This window comes from Paenibacillus sp. sgz302191, from assembly GCF_057749925.1.
In genome coordinates this window covers 251,348-273,993 of record NZ_JBYLHY010000010.1, presented here as the reverse complement: position 1 = coordinate 273,993, position 22,646 = coordinate 251,348, and the positions used below count along the sequence as shown (strand labels likewise).

The window sequence follows — 22,646 nt, the reverse complement described above, 5'->3', positions numbered from 1 at the left end:
AAGCTAAAATTCGGGCAGTGGGCTTTTTTTTTGCTTTTTTAGAGATAAGTATGTCCAAACCCAGCCGTTTTCAAACGCGTTCTGCCATCATACGAGGCTAGAGTTACTTTTTATTTTCGTATAAAGTGCAGGTTTTTGCTAGCGGATACGCCAGTAGCGAAAAATTCCTGCAAATGTGCAGGCTTTTCAGCGGCTGCACGGGCTCAGGCCCATTTTTATGGGAAATTCCTGCAAATGTGCAGGCTTTTCAGCGGCTGCATGGGCTTAGGCCCATTTTTATGGGAAATTCCTGCACAATTGCAGGCTTTTCCTCAAAATGGGCCTCAAGACAGGAAAAAGCCTGCACTTTCGCAGGCTTTTTAGTTTGCCGAGCCATTTTCACATATGGCTGGGCTCAAACCGCGCGCAGCTCCCAGCGCGCGGGGATGCGTTACATGACAGGCGGCCGGTCGGCCACCCCTTCCGGCTGCCCTGCCAAAGTGTCGCGGTTTTCGCGACACTCTGGCATTTCTCCCGTGTTACGAGTCAGATGGGCAGTTGGCTCTAGCAGTGCAAATTTGCAATAGTTTGACAAATGCAGGTTTTTCGCTGGAAGCGGTTGAAATTTCACCTAAAGAAAGGACCTCATACTCCACTTGGCAGTGGAAGTTGAGGTCCTTTTGCTCGATTTTTGGGCTGTTCCCGTACAATACGAACGCTTGGGACAGTCTCTTCTTTGTGTAGCGGCAGCCCTGCCTACACGCCCTTTTGCAGCAGATTCCAGCGGTATACGTATTCGAACAAAAATTCGAACGCTTCCAGGTGGCGTTTCGCTTCAAAAGCGTTGGCGCCCCATGCGTAAATGCCGTGGTTGCGCAGCACAATGCCGGGAATGCGCGGCACGATCGCGCCTTCGACCAGCTCGGCAATACGCGGGATTTCGGCGTAGTTGGGCAGGACGGGAATTTCGATGCGGGCGTTTTCTTCCCAAATGTTAAAGCCTTTGATCAGCTCGACGCTGTCGACGGGAATGCGGCCGCGCTCACCGTAAAGTTCGGAGACCAGGTTGTTGAATACGGTATGCACATGAAAAATAGCGCCTGCGCCGGTCAAACGGTAAATCTCGCAATGGATCAACGTTTCTGCGGACGGCTTCAGGCTTGTCGTCTCGATAGGCTGTCCTTTTTCGTTGACGAGCAAAAAATCTTCCGGCGTGGATACGGATTTGTCCTTCCCGCTCGCCGTAACGGCGAAAGCGAACGCCTCGGGGTTAAATTCCCCGACGCGGATCGACAGGTTGCCGCTTGTAGCGGGGAACCAGCCTTTTGCGGCCAATCCCGCCTTGATGCCGCTCAGCTCCGCAAATGCGCGCTGCTTGTCTTCCAAACGAATGCTCATGCTTCCGGTTTCGCCTCCAACTTTTCGATAATATCAAAAAACGTTTCAAACGGATCATACGGGTAGTTGCGCTCCCGACATAAATCGATCAGGTGAGATCTAGCAAAAATCGTATCCGCCAGCTGCGCGCCCGCAAAATCCGTAACGCTGTCGCCGATCAAAATCCGCTCGTAGCGCTCAGGATCGTACGCCCGGATGATGCTCGTTTTGCACATGCCGCAGCCTCCGGTGCAATGCTCGTCACAGGCATGGGGCCACAAAATTTCGATAGTATCGCCCTCAAACGAGCTGGCGTTGCAGTATATATGCTCTGCCGGTATCGGAAAAGGCTTCAGCAGCGGGTATATGAAGAAATCGATGCCGCCGCTAGTCACGAGCAGCGTAATGCCCTGCGCTTTGCAGTAATCCACGAACTCGCGAAAGCCGTCGCGGATGACGGCGTTATGAATCGCATAATCGACGATTTCCGCTTTGCGGGCGGTCGGAAGGAGCGCGAACATGGCGCCGACGCCTTCCTTGATGGATACCTTCCGGTCGATGATTTTGCCGACCCAGTCTTCCCAGCCCTCCGGCTTGAAATGCTTCATGATCGCTATAATGTTGTCGTTAACTGTAATCGTTCCGTCAAAGTCGCAAAAGACGATGCGTTCTTTGCTCATTCTCTGATCCCCCAAGCGTCGATGGCGGCTTGCAGCTCCGGATGCGAAAGGGCATAATCGCGAAGCGAAATGCTTTGCAGGGTGGCGTCGATCGCCTGCCGGAAAGCTTGTCCGCCGGCAATGGCGCCCATCGGATGCCCGTGGATGCCGCCGCCCGCGTTGACGACTACATCGGTGCCGAAATCACGCAAAATGAGCGGCACCAGCCCGGGATGAATGCCTGCGGACGGCACAGGGAAGCTGGGAGCAAGCTGTGGCTCGGGCTCAGCCGCTTGACCATACATGTAATCCCGGCCGAGGTTGCGAGTCAGCAGCACGTGCTTGATGGCCAGGTTCTCTTCCCGCGGCATGACGACGGAGCCGTACGGAGAAGGGAACAGGACCAGGTCCGCCCCGGCGATCCGCAGCAGCTTGCCCAGCAGGAGGGAAGCGGAGATGCCGTAGTGAGGCGACGGATACAAAGCTCCGGCCATCGCCGGGTGGGCCATGATCGGGATGTTGATTTCGGGGTCCGAGCTCAGCGCGTGCAGCACGTCGAAGCCGTAGGCGAGCACGTTGAACAAAAGCGCGTTAGCGCCTGCGCGAATCGCTTTTTTCGCCTGGTTGGCAAGCTCCAGCGTAGGACCGGTCAAGTTGACGGCATAGAGCAGCTTCTGCCCCGTTTCCTTGGAGGCTTGGGCAGCTGCTTCGATGCACACCTCGATGCGTTTTTCCAGCGGAGTGAGCGGGTTCTCGAACAAAATTTCGTCATCCTTGATCAAATCGACGCCGCCGGCCGCTTGCAAATAAAACTGCTCGCGGAGAGCCGGAAGCTCGTAGCCGACAACGGATTTGAAAATGCTCATAAGCAGCGGCCGGTCGTGCACGCCGAGCAAATTGCGGACGCCTTCCATGCCGAATTTCGGGCCGGCAAAGCCGGAGAGAAAGCCGGGGGAGAAGGAAAGGTCGATCAGCTTGATTTTGCCGTCCATCGACAGCTTGCCGAACACCGTTACGAGCAGAGCCGGAATGTCCCGGCTGTAATTGACGTCCGGATAAGCAATCTGAATGTCGGCGTACCGTTCGGACGATGCGCTGCCGGCGGAAGGCTCGTACACCTGCACCGACACGACTTTACCCAGATGCTTTTCCATTTGCGCTTTTTGCGCTTCGGGCAGCTCGGTCCAGCTGCCGACCGTCAGGCCGACGGCGATGCCGGTCGCTTTTTTATGAAAGTCGGCCTTTTCATCAAAGCACCGGTAAGTAGCTAAACAATATGTGCTCATAGTGATCGTTCACCTGCTTTAATAAAATGTTACACCGATTTGGTGCCGGTGGGAGCGGCGATTAGCTCGCCCATCTCTTTGGTCCGCTCAGCCGAGCGGAATACGGCGCGTACGATGCCTTCGCTGAATTGATGGCGATCCAGCGCCTCGATGGCCGCCTGCGTCGAGCCGTTCGGCGAAGTGACTTTGCGGCGCAGCTCGGCCGGATCTTCCCCGGTATGCTGCACCATGCGCGCTGCCCCGAGTACGGTTTGCAGCGTCAGCCGCAGCGCTTCCTCGCCGGAGAGCCCGCCTTCAATCCCGGCTTTGGTCATAGCCTCCATGAAGTAGTATACGTAAGCGGGACCGCTGCCGGATACGCCGGTGACGATCTCCATCCTCGACTCCTCGACGACACTCACGATGCCGATGGATTCAAACATTTCGATCGCCAGCCGCTGGAGCGGGTCGCTTACGCTGCCGGAGAAGCTCATGCCGGTAACGCCCATGCCGATCGTGCTGGAAGTGTTGGGCATCGTGCGGACGATCGGCATGGCGGTTTGCAGCAAAGCTTCCGTCTTGGCGATGGAAAGCCCGGCAATGACCGAGACAAGCATCTGCCGTTCATTCAGCAGAGGCTGCAGCTCCATAAAAGCCGTCTCCACGTCCTTGGGCTTCATGCAAAGCACGACGATATCGGCTTCGCGGATGTAGGCTTCGCGGGTTAACGGGTCGGAAGTAACCTGCACGCCGTATTGGCTGCGAATCCGCTCCAATTTTGCCTGATCGGAACGGTTCATTACATAAATGTTTTGCGGATCGGCGACTTTTTGCCGGGTAAGCCCGCGAAAAATCGCTTCCGCCATCGAACCGGCGCCGACAAAGGCGATGCGGGATTGATACAAGGCAGATGTCATAATCGTATTTCCTCCTTAAGTAGCTGGCTGTGCAAGTGCTGGCCGTGCAGCCAGGCTGCCTTTATGAGACAACCCGCGCTTGCCGATTATTCCCGGATTTGTCCGTTTCCATAAATACGGAACTTGGTCGATGTCAGAGCAGGCAGTCCCATAGGTCCGCGTGCGTGCAGCTTTTGCGTGCTGATGCCGATCTCTGCGCCAAAGCCGAACTCGAAGCCGTCGGTAAAGCGCGTTGACGCGTTATGATACACGGCCGCAGCGTCCACTTCCTGCAAAAACCGTTGGGCGTTCGCCGCATGTTCCGTAATGATGCATTCGGAATGCATGGTGCCGTATTTTTGAATATGAACGAGCGCTTCGTCCATGTTTTGCACAATTTTCACGTTAAGAATGTAGTCGCCGTACTCCGTTCCCCAGTCCTCTTCGACGGCTTCTTTCATCGACGGCACGATCGAATGTGCGCGCTCGTCGCCCCGCAGCTCCACGCCTGCCTCCCGGAAAGCTTCGGCCAGCGCGTTCAAATGGCGGGAGGCGAAAGCCTCGTGCACAATCATCGTTTCCATGGAATTGCACACCGACGGACGTTGGGCTTTGGCATTGATCACAATGGGAATGGCCATCGCGAGATCGGCACTTTCGTCTATAAAAGTATGACATACGCCCGCTCCGGTTTCAATGACGGGAACGGAAGCGTTCTTGACTACATTTTGAATCAGGGAATGGCCTCCCCGAGGGATAAGCACATCGATCAGGCCGTTCAATTTCAGCATCTCGTCGACCGAGGAACGATCGGAGCTCAAAATGAGCTGGAGCGCATCGACCGGTATCGCCGAACGGCTTAAAGCGCCGTGCAGCACCTCAACGATTTTTTCGTTGGAAAAAAGAGCGGAGGAGCCGCCGCGCAGCACGACTGCGTTGCCGGTTTTGAGGCACAGGCCCGCCGCATCCACCGTCACGTTGGGGCGCGCTTCGTACACAATCCCGATCACTCCGAGCGGGACGCGGATTTTGTGAATGCGCAGGCCGTTCGGGCGGTCGAACGTTTCCAGCGTATCGCCGATCGGGTCAGGCAGCTCCGCGATTTGGCGCAGTCCTTCGGCAATCCCGGCAATGCGCTGTTCATTCAACGCAAGACGGTCGAGCAAGGAGGCGCTGGTGCCGGATTCCCGGCCGCGCTGCAAATCTTTGGCGTTCGCTTCGATAATCGCCTGCTGCTCGGTTACAAGGGCATCGGCCATAAGCAGCAGTGCCGCGTTTTTTTGCTCGGTGGTCAAATTGGCCATCGTTTGGGCGGCTTGCTTGGCAAGTCTGGATTTGGCTACAACTTCACTCATGCGTAAAAACCTCCTGTTTGAAAAAAGTTTGCAAACGGGGGAGCAGGCTTGCTGCCTCCCATTCGTACTGTGCGCCGCTCCGGCGCTCTTTGCATTCCACGGTGCCTTCGGCGGCTTTTTTGCCGACTGTAATCCGCATCGGCATCCCGAGCAGATCGGCATCGTTGAACTTGACGCCCGGGCGCTCCTCGCGGTCGTCCCACAGCGTGTCGATACCTGCCGCCGATAAAGCCCGGTACAGTGCTTCCGATACGTTCATCTGTACTTCGTCCAGGGGATTGACCGTTACGAGATGGACGGCAAACGGGGCGACCGCTGCGGGCCACACAATGCCCCGCTCGTCGTGGTGCTGCTCGACAATCGCCGCCAGCAGCCGCGAGACGCCGATTCCGTAGCACCCCATAATCATCGGATAATCGTCTCCGCTTTCGTCTGTAAAAACGGCTCCCATAAGAGCGCTGTATTTGGTGCCCAATTTGAAAATGTGGCCGACCTCGATGCCTTTCATAAATGAAAGTCCGCTTTTGCAGCGTACGCACAAATCGTGCTCTTTAACCAACCGCAGGTCGGCGTAGCTCAGAACTGGCAAATCGCGTTCCGGACATATATGCCGGACATGATAATCTTTGCGATTGGCGCCGGCGATGGCGTCCGTTATACCCCGGAGCGATTCGTCGGCCAGCAGACGGATGTCCGGAAGGCCTAGAGGGCCGATAAAGCCGGCGTGAGAACGAAGCTCATTTTCGATCTCCGCTTCGGACAGCATTTCAATGCTATCCGTGCCGAGCTGCGTTTTAAGCTTGATTTCATTCAGCTCGTCATCACCGCGCAGCAGCACGACAATCGGTTCCCCGTCCGCCTTGAGGGCGATGGATTTAATGATCTGCCGAGCTTCAACGCCGAGATGTTCGCAAAGCTGCGCGATGGTCGTGATCCCGGGCGTATAGACCGGTTCGGGATGCGGGGAAGCGGGCTTCCCGCTAAGGCCTGCTGCCGGCTGTGCCGATTGCAGAGCGGCGGCTTTTTCAAGATTGGCGGCATATCCGCAGTTGGCGCAGTGTACAATCGTATCCTCGCCGATTTCGGCCAGTGCCATAAATTCGTGCGTATCCGTGCCGCCGATCGCTCCGGAATCGGCTTCGACTGTGCGGAACCGCAGCCCGCATCCGGTGAAAATACGGACGTAAGCGTCGTACATGCTCAGGTAGCTTTTGTCAAGTCCGTCCGGCGTCCGGTCGAAGGAATAGGCGTCCTTCATCAGAAACTCCCTGCCCCGGAGCAGGCCGAAGCGGGGTCTGCGCTCATCCCGGAACTTCGTTTGGAACTGGTATAAGAGCACCGGCAGTTTTTTGTAAGTTTGTATGTCGTCCCGGACTAGAGCGGTAATGACTTCTTCATGCGTAGCGCCTAAGGCAAAAGAACGCCCGTTGCGGTCTTCGAGCCGCATCAGTTCAGGACCGTACAAGTCCCAACGGCCCGATTCTTTCCATAATTCGGCAGGATGCAGGGCGGGCATCAGCATTTCCTGTGCGCCTGCAGCATCCAGCTCTTTGCGGACGATGGCTTGAATCTTATGCAGCGCCCTCAAGCCCAGCGGCAAGTGCGAATAAATGCCGCTGGAAAGCTGCCGGATCAGACCTGCGCGAAGCATAAGCCGATGGCCGGCCGTTTCCGCATCCGCAGGCGTATCGCGCAGCGTGCGGTTGAACAAAAGCTGCTGTCTCATGCGTAAGACCGGCTCCTTTCTTTTTTTACTGCAGCGGCACCCACTCATCCCGGTGGATGACTTCGATTCGTGCGACCTCGACGCGCCTTTGCACCTCGTCGGTCGATAAGCCCGCGGCGGCCTGCACCTGCCAGGCAGCGTAGTTGACGACGCCGCGGCCGAGCGGCGTCCCGTCGGCGGCGATCACTTCGACGACGTCGCCGGGGTGAAACTCGCCGCTGGCGGCCGTGATGCCGGCAGGGAGCAGGCTTTTGCCGCCGGAGATCAGGGCGTTCATCGCCCCGTCGTCGACGGTGATTGTGCCTTGGGGCAGCGAGAGGAAGCCGACCCACTGCTTTTTGACCGGCAAGTTATCCAGCGACGTGTCGAAGTAAGTGCCCTTGCCCCGTCCTTCGACGGCAAGGGGCAGATCGTAGGGCTCGAGTACACGCCCTACGAACACGGGCACGCCCCCTAGCATCGCGATGCGGGCGGCCTCGACCTTGGAGCGCATGCCGCCGGTGCCGACGGCGCTCCCCGAGCCTCCGGCGATGCGGTACAGCTCATCGCTGATTTGATCGACGCGCTCGATGCGCTGCGCGTTCGCGTTTTTGCGCGGGTCGTCCGTATACAAGCCGTCCGTATCGGTAATGATGATCAATCGGCCGGCCCGCACCAGATTGGCGACGAGCGCCGACAACTTGTCGTTGTCGCCGAATTTGAGCTCATCCACCGAGACCGTGTCGTTCTCGTTGATGATCGGCACGACGCCGCGCTGCAGCAGCTCGTCGATCGTCATCAGCGCGTTCTGCACGCGCTTCCTGTTGGAGAAGTCGTACCGGGTCAGCAAAATTTGCGCCACGCTGATGCCGTAGGCCGCAAACGCTTCATGGTACGACTGCATAAGCAGCGCCTGGCCGACTGCGGCCGCGGCCTGCTTCTCATGCAGCGCCTTCGGCCGCGTGCTGTAGCCGAGCGCCGTGAAGCCTGCGGCCACCGCGCCTGACGTAACGAGCAGCACCTGAAAGCCGTCCTGCTGCAAGCGGGCCAGCTCGGCGGCGAAGAAACGAATTTTATCCGGATTTAAGCCGCCCGTATCGGAAGTTAATGAACTGCTGCCGATTTTGACGACGATTCGCTGTGTCATAGAGATCCCATCCTTTGGTTCGATATACATAAAATGCAAAAAGACTTCCGCCCTCATAACAATAAGGACGAAAGTCTGCGGCTTCCGCGGTACCACCTTAGATTGGCGCATGGCGCGCCCAACTCTGGAATCCCTCGTAACAGGAGGGGGACTGTTCAACTCATCGTTGACCGTTCAGGGGCGGGTTCGAAAACCGGAATGCGGCAAGCTCTCTCAGCCGGTGGAGCCTGCTCTCTGCGTCGCGTCGCGCGTTTTCTACTATTCCCATCATAACGTTGGATATGTCGGAAGCGATGATGCCATCGCTAATTTTCTTTATAGGATAGCACGCTGTACAATCGTTTGTAAAGGATTGTATGTCTGAAGATTTTATGAAGCGGCCCTGGCGGACGACGCACCAAAACAGCTCCGCCCGCCGGACTCCTAGCCAAACAAATTCAGCTTGCCGATCCGCTGTACAGCTTCTTCCAGCCGGGCTTCCGTCGACAGCAGCCCGAGGCGCACATAGCCTTCGCCGTGCGTGCCGAAGCCGATGCCCGGGGCTACGACGACCTTGGCTTCCTGCAGCAGCAGGTCCGCAAGGCTGGCCGAGGTGTGGCCTTTCGGCACCGGCAGCCAGGAGAAGAACGAGCCCTGCGAAGGGCGGGCGTTCCAGCCAATGGCGCCGAGCGCGCGGAAAAGCGCGTTGCGCCGGCTTTCGTACACGCCCCGGAGCTGCGCGACGCATTCCTGCGAAGCGGTGAGCGCCGTTGCAGCCGCGGCCTGGATGCCGCCGAACAGCGAGCAGTAATAGTGGTCCTGCATCAGGTTGATCAGGCGGATGATTTCCCGGTTGCCGAGCGCGAAGCCTACGCGCCAGCCGGCCATGTTGTACGTTTTGGACAACGTGTAAAATTCAACGCCGACTTCCTTGGCTCCCGGCGTCTGCAGGAAGCTGACCGGCTGCTGGCCGTCGAAGCCGATGGCGCCGTAAGCAAAATCGCTCGCCACGACGATGCCGTGTTTTTGGGCGAATTCGACTGTCTCCCTGTAAAAGGATGCCGGAGCGGTAGCGCCGGTCGGATTGTTCGGATAGTTGACGAACATCAGCTTGGCGCGGTTCAGGTCGGACGCCTTGAGCTGCGTGTAATCCGGCAGGAAGTTGTTGTCCTCCTTCAGCGGCATGAACGCCATCTCGCCTCCGGCAAGCGCGACCCCGGACCAGTAGTCGGGGTAGCCCGGGTCTGGCACAAGGCATACGTCGCCCGGATTAAGCAGGCATTGGCTGATTTCGATCAGCCCGGTTTTGCCGCCGAACAAAATGGCGACTTCGGTCTCAGGGTCGAGAACGACCCCGTGGTCTTCTTTGTAGCGCTGCGCGACCGCTTCCTTCAAAAACGGAAATCCGCTGAACGGCGGATATTTATGATACAGCGGGTTGGCCGCCGCTTCCTGCATCGATGCGACGATGTGGGATGGGGTCGGCCGATCGGGATTGCCTTGGCCGAGGTTGATGACATCGTGGCCCTGGGCGATTTGCTCGTTCGCCTTGCGGACGAGCGTCGCAAAAAATTGCGTCGGCAGACCGAGCATGCGCTCGGCAGGTTGTATAGTGAACGACGCTTGAGCTTGCGAAAAATTGGACATCGTTAATTCACACTCCGGAGGTCGGGATTTATAGGATACCTTTAATGTAACACGATTGTCCTTTCGATGAAAGCTATTGTTATCATCCCGATTAAAAAGTTGGAATTTACTTCGCCGCACGGTTGCTCTAAAGTTAAATTAAATCTATGGCGAAAGGCGTTGAGGCGCTATGAATCCGTCCAATCAGGTGTCAGAAGTATTTTTGCGCGAAACGATCCGTACGTTTGAAAGCATGAAAAAGCTTGCCGACAAAGCGATGGCACAGCTCGAAGACGAACATTTTCACATGACGCCGGACCCGGAGTCCAATTCGCTGGAAATTTTGATCAAGCATATGCATGGCAATATGCTGTCCCGCTGGACGGATTTTTTGACGACGGACGGGGAAAAGGGGACGCGGAACCGGGACGCCGAGTTCGAGAGCGGACAGCTTGATCGGAACGGCCTGCTTAAGCTGTGGGAGGAAGGCTGGGCGGCGCTTTTTCAGGCGCTGAGGGTTTTAACTCCGGACGATGTGCTGCGCACGATTACCATTCGCGGGGAAGCGCACTCGGTGCTGCAAGCCATACAGCGTCAGGTTTCCCATTACGGGTATCACGTCGGGCAAATGGTGTTTCTCGCCAAGCATTGGGCCGGCGGCGGCTGGACGACGCTCAGCATTGAGAGAGGACAGTCCAAAGCTTTCAAACCGCATTGAAGAACGCGCCTTCTTCGTCTAATATAGATACAAAAGTACAGGAGAGGGGACTTTAATCAGTATGCAGGACAACCGTACCTTGCAAATTGCACTGCTGCAAATGGATATCGCGATCGGCGAGCCGGAAGCCAATTACGCCCGTCTGGAAAAGCTTCTGAACGATGCGGTATCCGCGGAAATCAAGCCTGACGTGATCGTTTTTCCGGAAATGTGGAATACGGGCTACGCGCTCGACCAAATTCACGAGCTGGCCGACCGGGACGGAGCGCGCACGAAAGCTCTGCTCAGCGGATTCGCCAAAGCGAACCGGGTCAACATCGTCGGGGGCTCCGTTGCGGACAAGCGCGGGGACAACGTGTACAACACGATTTACGCTTTCGACCGTCAGGGTGAAGATATGGGGGAATATTCCAAAATTCATCTTTTCCGTCTGATGGACGAGGAAAAATATTTGCACAGCGGCGATTCCGTTGGCCGTTTCGAGCTTGAGGGCGTGCCGGCGGGCGCGATGATCTGCTATGACATCCGCTTTCCGGAGCTTTCGCGCAAGCTGGCGCTGGACGGTGCGCAAGTACTGTTCGTGCCGGCCGAATGGCCGCATCCGCGGCTGCACCATTGGCGTACGCTGCTCATGGCCAGAGCCATCGAGAACCAGATGTACGTCGTTTCCTGCAACCGTGTTGGCGTCAGCGGCACGACGAGCTTTTTCGGCCATTCGATGGTCATTGATCCATGGGGAGAAGTGCTTGTCGAAGGCGATGAAAACGAAGCAATCCTGCGGGCAACGATCGATTTGAGCGAAGTGGAGCGCGTGCGGAAGAAGATCCCGATTTTTGAAGACCGCCGTCCGCAGCTCTATTAGCGGCTCCTTGGGCCATTGGCGGGATCCGAACGGGGCTTCCGATCCGGCTGTTCGTCCGACGGCACCATGGACACCGCCGGCATCACGGCATTTGATTTTTTTCGCCATTTTTTGTAGACTAGAAGTAATTTCATGAAAGTTATGGCAATGATGGATCAATAGTACTTGAACAACTTCGTGTTCAGCGAGCTGGGGATGGTGGAAGCCCAGACAGAAGATCAAGGAAAAGGCAATCCGGAGTCATTTGGATAAAGGGGATGCGCCGGCTTCAATCTATTCAGGGCGTATCAACTAGGGTGGAACCGCGGGTGCGTAAGGCTCTCGTCCCTAGGCATTGTTTGATGCCTTTGGATGACGGGCTTTTTCTTTTGCCCGGACGTCCATGGCGTCGCCGGAAAGCCGATTTTTATTTTTGGACTGATGAAGGAGAGAATTGGAGCAATGAGCGTAACGATGGAGCAAGTTGTGGCGTTAGCCAAACACAGAGGTTTCGTATTTCCCGGTTCGGAGGTATATGGCGGTCTGGCCAACACTTGGGACTACGGTCCGCTGGGCGTAGAGTTGAAAAACAACATCAAACGCGCATGGTGGAAAAAATTTATTCAGGAATCGCCGTACAACGTCGGACTGGACGCTGCTATTTTGATGAACCCGCAAGCATGGGTCGCGTCGGGCCACGTGGGCAATTTCAACGATCCGATGATCGACTGCAAACAGTGCAAGGCGCGCCACCGGGCCGACAAATTGATCGAAGGCAAGCTGGCTGAAAAAAATATCGAAATGATCGTCGACGGCTTGTCCTTCGCCGAGATGGAAAAGCTGATCAAAGAGCACGATATCGCCTGCCCGGACTGCGGCAGCAAAGATTTTACGGACATCCGCCAGTTCAACCTGATGTTCAAAACGTTCCAAGGCGTGACGGAGTCCAGCGCCAATGTCGTCTATCTGCGTCCGGAAACTGCGCAAGGCATTTTTGTCAATTTCAAAAACGTACAGCGCACCATGCGCAAAAAGCTTCCGTTCGGCATCGGCCAAATCGGCAAAAGCTTCCGCAACGAGATTACGCCGGGCAACTTCACTTTCCGTACCCGCGAGTTCGAGCAGATGGAGCTTGAGTTTTTCTGCAAGCCGGGCGAAGACATGAAATGGTTCGAGTACTGGAGAAGCTTCTGCCATAACTGGCTGCTGTCTCTGGGCGCCAAAGCGGACAATCTCCGCCTGCGCGACCACTCCGACGACGAGCTGTCGCACTACAGCAACGCAACGACGGATATCGAGTACAAATTCCCGTTCGGCTGGGGCGAGCTTTGGGGCATCGCCGACCGTACGGATTTCGACCTGAAACAGCACATGGAGCATTCCGGCGAAGATTTCAACTATATCGATCAGGAAACGAACGAGCGCTACATCCCGTACTGCATCGAGCCGTCGCTCGGCGCTGACCGCGTCACGCTGGCGCTGCTGATCGACGCGTTCGAGGAGCAGCAGCTTGAGGGCGACGACAGCCGCACTGTGCTGCATTTTCATCCGGCGCTGGCGCCGATCAAAGCGGCGATATTCCCGCTGTCGAAAAAGCTCGCTGAAGGCGCGCAGCAAATTTTCGCCGATCTCGCGAAACATTTCATGGTCGATTACGACGATGCCGGCTCAATCGGCAAAAGATACCGCCGTCACGACGAAATCGGCACGCCGTTCTGCATCACCTACGACTTCGAGTCCGAAACCGACGGCCAAGTAACCGTACGCGACCGCGACACAATGGAGCAGACGCGGATGCCGATCAGCGAGCTGAAAGCGTTCATCGAAAGCAAGCTGCAATTTTAATTGCCGGCTCGGTTGTACCGTGACAACTCCTGTGTACCGCGACGTCCCCCGTGTACTGTGACGACTTCCGTATACCGTGACGACTTCCGTGTACCGTGACGACTTCCGTGTACCGTGACGACTTCCGTGTACCGTGACGACTTCCGTATACCGTGACGACTTCCGTATACCGTGACAACTCTGCTGTACCGCGACAACTCCGCTGTACCACGACTACTCCCGTGTACAGCGACTACTCCCCTGCACCGCGCCAATTGACGCGAGGCAGGGGAGTTTTGTTTTTAAATGACGAAGTCTAGTATGTCGCAGAAAGGCGCGTAGCGTTTCGTCTGCCACAGCGGCGGGGAGTACACGTGCAAGGAGACGGCGGGCTCGCGGCTCGGATTGGATAATTGATGAATCTGTCCCGCAGGAGCTGTGAAAAACTGCCCTTCGCGGATACGATCCTCAGACCGTGCGATCGGAAAACGCCCCTGCTCCAGGGCGAAGCTTGTGTTCAAAAGCTCTCCCGCAGCCAAGTAAGCGGCGCCTACAGATTCGCCATGGTCGTGAATCGCGGTAGCCTTGTGGCCGGGAATATGGATCACGACCACTTCCAGCTCGCTTGTGCCGTAAATCGGGTTCCGCCCGTAAGGAAGCTGCACCGGCTCCGATTTGTAATCGGGAACTGTATGCAGCAGATGATTCAGCGATTGCAATGCCGCTGTCAGTTCTTCCCTGTCGGGCTGCTGCAATTTGCAGAATACCTGCTGAATTGTTTGAATCAATTTCATCTTGCCTTCCTCCTAAGAAATAGACTAGTCTCACTAATTATAAATAATTATTAGTTGAATCATAAAAAATTTTGATATATCGTATGCGTGTAAGTGCAAAATGGTTTACGTTTGCGGGAAATTTATGATGATGCGGAGGAGAAGCCAGGTTGCCGTTCCACGGCAAGTGGCGGCAAGCAAGTTGGTCCGGTAGGCCGCCGGACCGACGGTCCGCCAGACCGAACTGCCCAATCCAGACCGTCTGTCCGCCGAGGTGAAGCCCGAAAAAAACGCTGGCTACTGGTCCGACCGCCAGACCAAGCCGTCGATCCGTTCAGCCAGGCCGAACTGCTCGAGCCCAATTGCCGGCTTCGGTTCAAACTACCGCGCAAAGGTTCGCCCTCTGCCACTTAACTGCTCATTGAGGCAGAATAGTATAACAAACTATCGCGTGCCGAAGACCTGTGGATGAAAGACTGCCGATAAACTTGCCCGATAAAGCAGCACATCTACTTGGTGCGCGGAGAAAACCTGCAAAAGTACATCTTTTTGCTCGTTAATATGCTAGCAACGCAAAATTCCTGCAAATCTGCAGTAATTTCTGCTCCACGCGGACGTTGAACACACTTTCATCGAAAATTCCTGCACAATTGCAGGCTTTTCGCCAAAACGAGCTACTTTCGTGGAAAAAGCCTGCACTTTCGCAGGTTTTTTGCCAAATGGGCTACAATCAAACAAAAGCCTGCACTTTTCCGACCACCGTCATGTAATGCAACACCGACCGACGTCACGCAGCGGAACACCGCGCGCTGGGAGCCGCACGCGTTCGTAGGCTCTCCTGGCCGGGCGGCCACGGCAGCGCAAAAAAACGGGAAGACTCATGTCCACCCGTCAATCAAATTACACGCGGAACGGCGGAATTTGTGTGCCGTCGATATCCGTGAAGCCGTACTCCGCGGCGAGGTTTCCGACCTCCATAAGCTGGCCCGACTTGCTCATCACATCGGGGTCGGCGGCCAATGCGGCGACCGCCCGGCCGATGTAGGCGACCGACTCGGTCTGCCGCAGCGCTTCGATGCGCATGAAATCGGCATCGTCTTGCTCGATGCCGTAGTGACGGCATACGTCCTCCGTTCGCATCCAGCCGGGAGCCAGGGCCAGCGCGGCGATTCCGGTTTCGTTCGCCTGCAAATTGAGCGCCATGCCGCGGGTCATGTTGGCGACAGCCCGTTTGACCGTGTCATAAAACACGTTGACCGGGTAATTGCCTCCGATGTCCGGGTACACGCCGGTATTGATGATCAAGCCGCTCTTCCGCGGGAGCAGGAGGGACATGGCGAAGCGGCTCGAAACCATCTGCGCCCGCAGCCCGGCGTCGAACATTTTGTCCCAGCGGACCATCGGCTGCTCCCAGAAGGGAGCGAGGAAGTCGACGTCATCGTAGCCCTCGTAACCGCCCCAGGCGTTGTTGACGACAAGGTCGAGCCGTCCATGCTGCTCCCGCTTGATCTGTTCGTACAAGGCGGCGACCTCGCCATCCTCCGTATGATCACAGCGGACGGGGATGCCCAGACCGCCCCGGCGCGTGACTTCATCCGCCGTATCCTCGATCGTGCCCGGCAAGTCCTCTCTCGCAGTTTTTGCGCGCGTGCTTCGTCCTGTCACGTAGACGGTGGCTCCGGCTTCGCCAAGCACGAGAGCGATCCCTTTTCCCGCTCCGCGGCTGGACCCCGTAACGAGGGCTATTTTTCCTTTTAACGTACCGACATGTTTGCTCATTCGAATGCTGCCTCCTTTAAAATTGAGTACAGCTCGATCATACAACGAATCATTGACAACTCTTGTCATACTATTTCAAACGATCGTCTCACCACGATTGAGCAGTCAGGGCATGCGGATGAGCCACCCGGGGGGGACGGTTGAGCAGTTCGGGGTACGCGAAAAAGTTACTCGAGCTATTGTTGAGCAGTTCGGAGGGACGCAGTTGAGTCGCTTGGTGCACGGGTGAGCAGTTTGGGGGACGAGCGGCTCATCCATGCACCCGAACTGCTCATCCGTATGCATCGTAGAGCGCTCGGACCTGCTGGCGGATCCAATGCGCCATTTCCGCGGGTTCCAGCACAACGGCATCCGCGCCGAAGCCGAGAAAATAACCGGCGAAAAATTCGATGTTTTCCCGGTGAATCTCGGCTGTGAGCAGCCCGCCGCCGCCTTCAGCCGGCTCGATCACACCGCCGAAAGCGCGGCTCCGGTCATAGGCGCGGACGCCGCCGCGCGTCAGTTTCACCTTCAGGGCGACCTTTTGCCGCTCACCGTCGGGCTCCGCCGCGAGCCAATCGGCGATCGAGTACGTTCGCAATCGTTCTGGCAGCGGGTAAGGCTGTTCGGCGCACAGCTCCAGCGACAAAATCCGGTCGGCGCGAAACAGCAGCAGGGCGTCTTTTTGAAAACAGTATGCCGGGAAGTACCAAAATCCGTTATGCGAATAAATGCCGATCGGCATCAGGGTCCGTTCGGAAGGGCCGTTCTTGGAGTCGTACGCGATTTGCAGCGGCTGCTGTCCAATAGCGGCTTCCAAAATTTGCTCCAGGTAAGGGGAGCTTTGCGTGCGTGTCGGCGACCAGAAGGAGACTCTGCTTTTCATCGATTGGATGCGGGTTTTGGCGTCTTCCGGCAAGTAATGATAAAACTTGTTCAGCGCGGATAGCGACTCGGCCTCGAAAGGCAGGGTCCCGTAATACTGCAGCGACTGGAAAGCGAAAAACATCGCCACGGCTTCCTGCTCCGAGAACAAAATCGGCGGCAGCATCCGCTTTTTCAGCAGACGGTATCCGCCGTGCGGTCCGAACTCGGTGTAGAGCGGCATGCCGAGCCCGCTTAATTCCTGCAAATCTCGGTGCATCGTTCTTTCGGAAACCCCGAACTGCTCGGCCATGTCTTTGACCGTAAACTGCATCCGTTCGTTGACCGCCATCATCAGCTCGATGAGGCGCTGCGTTTTTTTCACAGGCTACCGCCTCCTTTTACCTGGACATGATGCCGCTCATGACGTCTTTCATGGTCGCCACAAAAGCTTCGGCCGCCTTTGAAATGTATCTTCCCTTGCGGTAGGCGATGACAAGCGTCCGGGTCGGACGGCCGAGCAGCGGCAGGTGCACAGGGGCCAGCTCGCCGAAGCTTCTGCGCGAGATCAAATAAGGGACGAAGGCGATGCCCATGCCCGCGGCGACCAGCGATTGCACGGTTTCCATGTTGCTCGATTCAAACACGATGTTCGGCGCGATGCCGGCATTTTGGCACAAATCAAGCGTAAGCTTGCGGAAGCCTTGGCCTTTCTTCAAGGCGATGAAAGCTTCCTTCTCCAGCTCGCGGATTTCGACCGGTTCCCGCCTTAGGGCGAGCGGGTGTTTCGGCGGTACGGCGAGGACGATTTCTTCCTCCAGCAGCGTCTCGTACACGAGCGAGTCTTCGCGGAGCGGCAGCGAGAGGAGGCTGATGTCGGTTTGGCCGTTCGAGGTGAGCGTCTCCAGGTTGAAGGACGTCTCCTCAACGAGCGAAATTTCGATATCCGGATAAGCGGCCTGGAACGCGGGGACGACAAACGGCAGGATGGTGGAGCCGGTAATCGCCATGCTGCCGACGACGAGGCGGCCTTTTTTCATTTGCGAAATGTCTTCCATCTCTTTTTTCAGCTGCTCGACCATGTCGAGAATTTTTTGCGATTTTTCTACAAAAAGCGAGCCGGCATGCGTCAGCTCAACCGAGTTCGTGCTGCGCTGAAACAGCAGGACGCCGATTTCTTTTTCCAGCTTGGACAGCTGTTGGCTGAGCGAAGGCTGGGCGATGTGCAGCTTCTCCGCAGCGCGGGAAAAGTTGCGTTCCGCCGCGATTTGTATAGCATATTGCAGCTGTCGCAGTTCCATATGGTCAGCATCTCCTTTTGTGCCTGCCGGCTGGTTGGTTTATTGTTATTTCCTATCAACTTTATAGTTATTATATCTTGGCGTAATAATAAATAAAATGTTAAGATACGACATGAGGGCAATACTTTTTATTTTAGAGCGGATTTTATAACAAGAGGTGACTGGGTATGAGTAAAAAAACGATGTTCGAAAAGATTTGGGACAACCACGTTATTCATTCGGAAGAAGGCAAACCTAGCATTTTGTATATCGACCTGCAGCTGGTGCACGAGGTAACTTCGCCGCAGGCGTTCGAAGGCCTCAGATTGTCGGGCCGCAAAGTGCGCAGACCCGATTTGACTTTTGCGACGATGGATCATAACGTTCCGACGAAAGACCGCTTCAACATTACGGATCCGATTTCCAAACAGCAAATCGATACGCTTTCCCAAAACTGCCGCGATTTCGGCGTGACACTGTTCGACCTGGACAGCATTGACCAAGGCGTCGTGCACGTTATGGGTCCTGAGCTTGGCCTTACGCATCCGGGCAAAACTATCGTTTGCGGCGATAGCCATACTTCTACGCACGGCGCGTTCGGCGCACTCGCTTTCGGTATCGGCACAAGCGAAGTGGAGCACGTGCTCGCTACGCAAACTTTGCAGCAATCCAAAGCCAAAACGCTCGAAGTGCGCATCAACGGCAGCCTGAAGCCGGGCGTAACGGCGAAAGATTTGATCCTTGGCGTTATCGCGAAATACGGCACGGATTTTGCTACCGGCTACGTAATCGAGTACACCGGCGAATCGATCCGCGGCCTTTCGATGGAAGAGCGCATGACTGTGTGCAACATGTCCATTGAAGCGGGCGCAAGAGCTGGCCTGATCGCTCCTGACGAAACGACGTTCAACTACTTGCGCGGACGCGAATATGTGCCTCAAGGCGCTGCATTCGATGCAGCCGTAGCCGAGTGGAAGCAGCTTGTTACGGACGAAGGCGCGACTTACGACCGCGTTGTCGAATTCGACGCGGATTCCCTGATCCCGCAAGTGACCTGGGGCACAAGCCCTGGCATGGGCACGAGCGTTACTTCTCTTGTTCCGGATCCGCAAAGCTTCGCAACCGAAAATGAACGCAAAGCGGCTGAAAAAGCGCTTGAATATATGGACTTGGCGCCTGGTACTCCAATGACGGAGCTGAAAGTGGACTATGTCTTCATCGGTTCCTGCACGAACGGCCGGATCGAAGACCTTCGCGCCGCGGCGGCTATCGCGAACGGCTACAAAGTGGATCCGAGCGTAACGGCAATTGTCGTTCCGGGTTCCGGCCGCGTGAAAATCCAGGCGGAAAAAGAAGGCCTGGACAAAATCTTCTCCGAAGCAGGCTTCGAATGGCGCGATGCCGGCTGCAGCATGTGTCTGGCGATGAATCCGGACGTTCTGCAACCGGGACAACGCTGCGCATCCACGTCCAACCGCAACTTCGAAGGACGCCAGGGACGCGGCGGACGCACGCATCTCGTATCTCCAGCAATGGCTGCGGCTGCAGCGATTCAAGGACATTTCGTCGATGTGCGCGACTGGGAAATCAAAGCCTACCAACAAGCCTAATTTGTTGAAATCAAGTTTCGGAGGAGAATGAGACTATGGAAGCTTTTACAAAACATACGGGCCTTGTCGGTCCGGTTGACCGTGTGAATGTAGATACAGACGCAATTATCCCTAAACAATTTTTGAAACGCATCGAGCGTTCCGGTTTCGGACAATTCCTTTTCTTCGAATGGAGATGGGATGAAAAAGGGAACGTTATCGAGAGCTTCCCGCTGAATCAGGACCGCTATCAAGGAGCGTCCGTGCTCATTTCCAGAGCGAACTTCGGCTGCGGCTCTTCCCGCGAGCACGCGCCTTGGGCGATCCAGGATTTCGGCTTCCGCGTCATTGTCGCTCCGTCTTATGCGGATATTTTTTACAACAACTGCTTCAAAAACGGTATTTTGCCGATCAAGCTGTCCGAAGAGCAGGTGGAAGACCTGTTCCAGCGCACGGCGAAGCATGACGGCTACAAGCTGCATGTCGATCTCGAAAGCAACAAGCTGACCGACGACTACGGCCTCAGCATCGGCTTCGAGCTTGATGAGCACCGCCGCCAGTTCCTGCTGCAAGGTCTGGACGACATCGGTCTGACGCTTCAGCATGCGGACAAAATCACCGCCTATGAAGAAGCTCACCAAGCGCGTCTGGCTTATAAATAATAACTGCCCGTAATGCAAGAAGCTTCCGGTTTCCGGAGGCTTCTTTTTTTGCGATCTTTGCAACTTTTGGCAGGTTTTCGCGTCTAATAGGTTACTAGTTTGTCGTAAGGTGGTGGATTTGCTGTCAGCTGTAATCGTAATTTGTACTATTGAAATGGTTCGTGTATAAACGTTGCAGATTGCTATTTGTGGAACTATGCCCAATTCCGACATTACATAGAGGTGAATGATGAAATATCCTGTAGTTTTAGCGAGCATGAGCTTAGCTATGTTGTTGGCGCCGGGCGCCGTATTCGGGGCTGAGGCCGAGAAGCCGATCAAGCTGTATATGAACGAAAAGCTGCTTGTCACAGACGAAGTTGCACCAAAAATAGTAAACGGCAACACGATTGTGCCCGTTCGCGTCATTGTCGAAGAAATCGGGGCGAAAATCAGTTGGGATGAAGCTGCGCGAAAAGTGACGATCGTGAAAGACGACGTAAACATCCAGCTCGTCATCGACAGCAAAGTCGCAGCGATCCAAGGGAAACAGACAAAGATGGAAGTCGCTCCCGTCATTATGAACGGCAATACGATGCTGCCTCTCCGTTTTGTCGGCGAGCTGATGGGCGTGAAATTCAACTGGGATCAGCCGACTTCCTCCGTACATATGTTCAAAGATGCCGATGTGCCTTCCAAGCCTGTGACGGGCCCCGTCGCGGACGGGGACAATTCCGGGACGGGAACCGTCAAACCGGGGGCGCCGGATGTAAACGAGAAGCCTTCGAGCGGAACGGGCACTCCGGCGCCTACGCCAAAGCCGCCTGCTGCGAATGGCGGAACAGGCACCGATACTGCGGCGGGCTCGAAGCCGGCCGACGCGAACGCGCATTTGCTGACGTCCATCGAGCTGACCGATAAGGAACTTATCGTCAAGGCCAAAGACGGCACGCTTGTCCCTACGAGGCTCAAACTGTCCGGCCCGAACAGGATCGTGTTCGATTTTCCGAATATGGTTCTGGACGATAGCCTTGCCAAAAAGCTGGTGAACAACATCGGCGAACTCGATTCCAAGCATCCTTTGGTGCAAAAGGTTCGCTTTTCCAACTTTTCCGACAATCCGAGCACGGTCAGGGTCATTCTCGATCTCAAAGGCGCCGCCGATTACCGGATTCAGACTTCCAAGAAGCCTAACGAATGGTCGGCTTCGATTGAGGAGCACCGCATTCGCGTTGTCATTGACGCCGGACATGGCGCCAAAGATCCGGGCGCGCTTTCGGTGAACGGGAGGAAGGAGAAGGATTTTACGCTTGCGATGGCGAAGAAAGTATCAGCCCTTCTTGCCAAGGAGAAGCAAATTGAAGTGTTAATGACGCGAAGCGACGACACTTTTGTCGAGCTGGACGATCGGGTTGCCTTTGCCAACGACAATCAAGTCGACGTCTTTTTATCGATTCATGGCAACAAGGCTAACAAAGCCAACATTAGCGGAACCGAAACTTATTATTACAATCCTGATAGCTTGCCTTTTGCCAATGTCATTCACAAATACGTTTCCGACGCTACCGGATTGCCCGACCGCGGGGTGCGGATCGGCGATTTCAGGGTCGTGCACAAGACGACGATGCCCGCCGTTCTCGTAGAGGTGGGGTATTTATCGAACAAAGGCGATGAAGCCGCCATGTACTCGGAAGCTTTTCAGGATCAAGTAGCTGCCTCCTTAGTGTCCGCCATCAAAGAATACTTGAACGTCAAATAAGGAGTGAGTGAGATGACTAGAATAAGCCGCGTGATTCAAGGAGCGCTTCTAGTAAGCGCAATCGCTTTAACGGTAACCGCATGCGGGCAAAAGGCTGCGCTGAACGGCAGCGCACCGTCACAGACGCCGCAGCCGACCCAGCAGGCGCAAGCGACTCAAAGTCCGCAGCCGACGGCTACTCCCGAGGTTTTGAAACAAAAGAAAATCAAGGCTTACTACACCGATGAGAACGAAATAAAGCTCGTTGAAAAGGATGTCACCGTTTCTTACAAGAAAGACGAAGACATATATGCGGCCGCTTTGAAAGTTTTGACCGCGAATGACGATCCCAAGGCGGTGTCCTTATTTGACGATGTGACATTCCAGAGCGTTGCTTTCGATAAGGAAAAAGGCGCTCTTAAGATCGATCTGAAAATGGGCCCGAACAGCCAGTTAGGCGCACCGGGTGAAGATTTGTTTTTGCAGGCGCTGAAAAAAACGGCATTTCAATTTGCGGAAGTCAAAGATATCTACGTACTGAAAGACGGCAAGCAGGTGGAAAGTTTGATGGGGCATATGGATTTGCCGTATCCGATCAAACGGCCTAATTAAATGAACATGCAGAGGAGTTT

19 protein-coding genes are annotated in these 22,646 nt (G+C 55.7%); 7 read left to right on the top strand and 12 right to left on the bottom strand.

What is annotated here, in order from left to right; genetic code table 11:
* Window positions 1-735 precede the first annotated feature (735 nt).
* From mtnB to AC3G2T_RS17160, 8 genes are all read right to left on the bottom strand, one after another.
* Window positions 736-1,377: a methylthioribulose 1-phosphate dehydratase gene (gene mtnB / locus AC3G2T_RS17195; protein WP_488436291.1), complete on the bottom strand. Its 642-nt coding sequence runs from the start codon at window positions 1,375-1,377 to the stop codon at window positions 736-738.
* Entirely contained in the window at window positions 1,374-2,036 is a 663-nt protein-coding gene (locus AC3G2T_RS17190) for a 2-hydroxy-3-keto-5-methylthiopentenyl-1-phosphate phosphatase (RefSeq protein ID WP_488436290.1), read from the bottom strand. The genes mtnB and AC3G2T_RS17190 overlap by 4 nt, the downstream gene beginning before the upstream one ends.
* Window positions 2,033-3,301 carry a 2,3-diketo-5-methylthiopentyl-1-phosphate enolase gene (locus AC3G2T_RS17185; RefSeq protein ID WP_488436289.1) on the bottom strand — a complete coding sequence of 423 codons (1,269 nt, stop codon included), beginning with the start codon at window positions 3,299-3,301 and terminating at the stop codon, window positions 2,033-2,035. The genes AC3G2T_RS17190 and AC3G2T_RS17185 overlap by 4 nt, the downstream gene beginning before the upstream one ends.
* Before the next feature lie 29 nt (window positions 3,302-3,330).
* Window positions 3,331-4,197: a pyrroline-5-carboxylate reductase gene (gene proC / locus AC3G2T_RS17180; RefSeq protein WP_488436288.1), complete on the bottom strand. Its 867-nt coding sequence runs from the start codon at window positions 4,195-4,197 to the stop codon at window positions 3,331-3,333.
* Between the two features lie 86 nt (window positions 4,198-4,283).
* Window positions 4,284-5,531, bottom strand: a complete 1,248-nt coding sequence (locus AC3G2T_RS17175) for a glutamate-5-semialdehyde dehydrogenase (protein ID WP_474681353.1) — start codon at window positions 5,529-5,531, stop codon at window positions 4,284-4,286.
* Window positions 5,524-7,257, bottom strand: a complete 1,734-nt coding sequence (locus AC3G2T_RS17170) for a proline--tRNA ligase (protein WP_488436287.1) — start codon at window positions 7,255-7,257, stop codon at window positions 5,524-5,526. The genes AC3G2T_RS17175 and AC3G2T_RS17170 overlap by 8 nt, the downstream gene beginning before the upstream one ends.
* A 25-nt stretch (window positions 7,258-7,282) precedes the next feature.
* Window positions 7,283-8,383 (bottom strand): glutamate 5-kinase, encoded by a 1,101-nt coding sequence (gene proB / locus AC3G2T_RS17165; protein WP_474681674.1) that lies wholly within the window; start codon window positions 8,381-8,383, stop codon window positions 7,283-7,285.
* 423 nt (window positions 8,384-8,806) lie between these two features.
* A complete protein-coding gene (locus tag AC3G2T_RS17160) occupies window positions 8,807-10,009 on the bottom strand; it encodes an aminotransferase class I/II-fold pyridoxal phosphate-dependent enzyme (protein WP_488436286.1) in 1,203 nt (400 codons plus the stop codon).
* A gap of 169 nt (window positions 10,010-10,178) precedes the next feature.
* Between AC3G2T_RS17160 and AC3G2T_RS17155 the strand changes: the two genes are divergently transcribed.
* The 3 genes from AC3G2T_RS17155 to AC3G2T_RS17145 all read left to right on the top strand — a co-directional run bounded on the left by AC3G2T_RS17155 (window position 10,179) and on the right by AC3G2T_RS17145 (window position 13,392).
* Window positions 10,179-10,706, top strand: a complete 528-nt coding sequence (locus AC3G2T_RS17155) for a DUF1572 family protein (RefSeq protein WP_488436285.1) — start codon at window positions 10,179-10,181, stop codon at window positions 10,704-10,706.
* Between the two features lie 61 nt (window positions 10,707-10,767).
* On the top strand, window positions 10,768-11,568 hold the full coding sequence (locus AC3G2T_RS17150; protein WP_488436284.1) for a carbon-nitrogen family hydrolase: 801 nt from the start codon (window positions 10,768-10,770) through the stop codon (window positions 11,566-11,568).
* Between the two features lie 441 nt (window positions 11,569-12,009).
* Window positions 12,010-13,392: a glycine--tRNA ligase gene (locus AC3G2T_RS17145; RefSeq protein WP_474681348.1), complete on the top strand. Its 1,383-nt coding sequence runs from the start codon at window positions 12,010-12,012 to the stop codon at window positions 13,390-13,392.
* A 281-nt stretch (window positions 13,393-13,673) separates the two neighbouring features.
* On the opposite strand, the gene AC3G2T_RS17140 is transcribed toward AC3G2T_RS17145, so the two are convergent.
* The 4 genes from AC3G2T_RS17140 to AC3G2T_RS17125 form a co-directional block, all read right to left on the bottom strand.
* On the bottom strand, window positions 13,674-14,165 hold the full coding sequence (locus tag AC3G2T_RS17140) for a cysteine dioxygenase (protein WP_488436283.1): 492 nt from the start codon (window positions 14,163-14,165) through the stop codon (window positions 13,674-13,676).
* A gap of 879 nt (window positions 14,166-15,044) precedes the next feature.
* Window positions 15,045-15,923: an SDR family NAD(P)-dependent oxidoreductase gene (locus AC3G2T_RS17135; protein ID WP_488436282.1), complete on the bottom strand. Its 879-nt coding sequence runs from the start codon at window positions 15,921-15,923 to the stop codon at window positions 15,045-15,047.
* A 271-nt stretch (window positions 15,924-16,194) separates the two neighbouring features.
* Window positions 16,195-17,151, bottom strand: coding sequence for a helix-turn-helix transcriptional regulator (locus AC3G2T_RS17130; protein WP_488436281.1), 957 nt, complete (start codon window positions 17,149-17,151; stop codon window positions 16,195-16,197).
* A 16-nt stretch (window positions 17,152-17,167) separates the two neighbouring features.
* Window positions 17,168-18,067, bottom strand: coding sequence for a LysR family transcriptional regulator (locus AC3G2T_RS17125; RefSeq protein ID WP_474681987.1), 900 nt, complete (start codon window positions 18,065-18,067; stop codon window positions 17,168-17,170).
* Between the two features lie 167 nt (window positions 18,068-18,234).
* Here AC3G2T_RS17125 and leuC point away from each other — a divergent pair, with 167 nt between their 5' ends.
* The 4 genes from leuC (at window position 18,235) to AC3G2T_RS17105 (ending at window position 22,626) form a co-directional block, all read left to right on the top strand.
* The gene (gene leuC / locus AC3G2T_RS17120; protein WP_474681986.1) at window positions 18,235-19,656 is read left to right on the top strand and encodes a 3-isopropylmalate dehydratase large subunit; all 1,422 of its coding nucleotides are present in this window, start codon (window positions 18,235-18,237) and stop codon (window positions 19,654-19,656) included.
* A 35-nt stretch (window positions 19,657-19,691) separates the two neighbouring features.
* The gene (gene leuD, locus AC3G2T_RS17115; protein WP_488436280.1) at window positions 19,692-20,297 is read left to right on the top strand and encodes a 3-isopropylmalate dehydratase small subunit; all 606 of its coding nucleotides are present in this window, start codon (window positions 19,692-19,694) and stop codon (window positions 20,295-20,297) included.
* Between the two features lie 268 nt (window positions 20,298-20,565).
* Window positions 20,566-22,035, top strand: a complete 1,470-nt coding sequence (locus AC3G2T_RS17110; protein WP_488436279.1) for an N-acetylmuramoyl-L-alanine amidase family protein — start codon at window positions 20,566-20,568, stop codon at window positions 22,033-22,035.
* A 12-nt stretch (window positions 22,036-22,047) separates the two neighbouring features.
* Window positions 22,048-22,626, top strand: coding sequence for a GerMN domain-containing protein (locus AC3G2T_RS17105; protein WP_474681983.1), 579 nt, complete (start codon window positions 22,048-22,050; stop codon window positions 22,624-22,626).
* The last annotated feature ends 20 nt before the right edge of the window (window positions 22,627-22,646 follow it).

What these genes read in the sequence shown, in the direction of transcription:
- mtnB (WP_488436291.1), bottom strand. Translation starts at nt 1,377, where the DNA reads ATGAGCATTCGTTTGGAAGACAAGCAGCGCGCATTTGCGGAGCTGAGC.
- AC3G2T_RS17190 (WP_488436290.1), bottom strand. Translation starts at nt 2,036, where the DNA reads ATGAGCAAAGAACGCATCGTCTTTTGCGACTTTGACGGAACGATTACA.
- AC3G2T_RS17185 (WP_488436289.1), bottom strand. Translation starts at nt 3,301, where the DNA reads ATGAGCACATATTGTTTAGCTACTTACCGGTGCTTTGATGAAAAGGCC.
- proC (WP_488436288.1), bottom strand. Translation starts at nt 4,197, where the DNA reads ATGACATCTGCCTTGTATCAATCCCGCATCGCCTTTGTCGGCGCCGGT.
- AC3G2T_RS17175 (WP_474681353.1), bottom strand. Translation starts at nt 5,531, where the DNA reads ATGAGTGAAGTTGTAGCCAAATCCAGACTTGCCAAGCAAGCCGCCCAA.
- AC3G2T_RS17170 (WP_488436287.1), bottom strand. Translation starts at nt 7,257, where the DNA reads ATGAGACAGCAGCTTTTGTTCAACCGCACGCTGCGCGATACGCCTGCG.
- proB (WP_474681674.1), bottom strand. Translation starts at nt 8,383, where the DNA reads ATGACACAGCGAATCGTCGTCAAAATCGGCAGCAGTTCATTAACTTCC.
- AC3G2T_RS17160 (WP_488436286.1), bottom strand. Translation starts at nt 10,009, where the DNA reads ATGTCCAATTTTTCGCAAGCTCAAGCGTCGTTCACTATACAACCTGCC.
- AC3G2T_RS17155 (WP_488436285.1), top strand. Translation starts at nt 10,179, where the DNA reads ATGAATCCGTCCAATCAGGTGTCAGAAGTATTTTTGCGCGAAACGATC.
- AC3G2T_RS17150 (WP_488436284.1), top strand. Translation starts at nt 10,768, where the DNA reads ATGCAGGACAACCGTACCTTGCAAATTGCACTGCTGCAAATGGATATC.
- AC3G2T_RS17145 (WP_474681348.1), top strand. Translation starts at nt 12,010, where the DNA reads ATGAGCGTAACGATGGAGCAAGTTGTGGCGTTAGCCAAACACAGAGGT.
- AC3G2T_RS17140 (WP_488436283.1), bottom strand. Translation starts at nt 14,165, where the DNA reads ATGAAATTGATTCAAACAATTCAGCAGGTATTCTGCAAATTGCAGCAG.
- AC3G2T_RS17135 (WP_488436282.1), bottom strand. Translation starts at nt 15,923, where the DNA reads ATGAGCAAACATGTCGGTACGTTAAAAGGAAAAATAGCCCTCGTTACG.
- AC3G2T_RS17125 (WP_474681987.1), bottom strand. Translation starts at nt 18,067, where the DNA reads ATGGAACTGCGACAGCTGCAATATGCTATACAAATCGCGGCGGAACGC.
- leuC (WP_474681986.1), top strand. Translation starts at nt 18,235, where the DNA reads ATGAGTAAAAAAACGATGTTCGAAAAGATTTGGGACAACCACGTTATT.
- leuD (WP_488436280.1), top strand. Translation starts at nt 19,692, where the DNA reads ATGGAAGCTTTTACAAAACATACGGGCCTTGTCGGTCCGGTTGACCGT.
- AC3G2T_RS17110 (WP_488436279.1), top strand. Translation starts at nt 20,566, where the DNA reads ATGTTGTTGGCGCCGGGCGCCGTATTCGGGGCTGAGGCCGAGAAGCCG.
- AC3G2T_RS17105 (WP_474681983.1), top strand. Translation starts at nt 22,048, where the DNA reads ATGACTAGAATAAGCCGCGTGATTCAAGGAGCGCTTCTAGTAAGCGCA.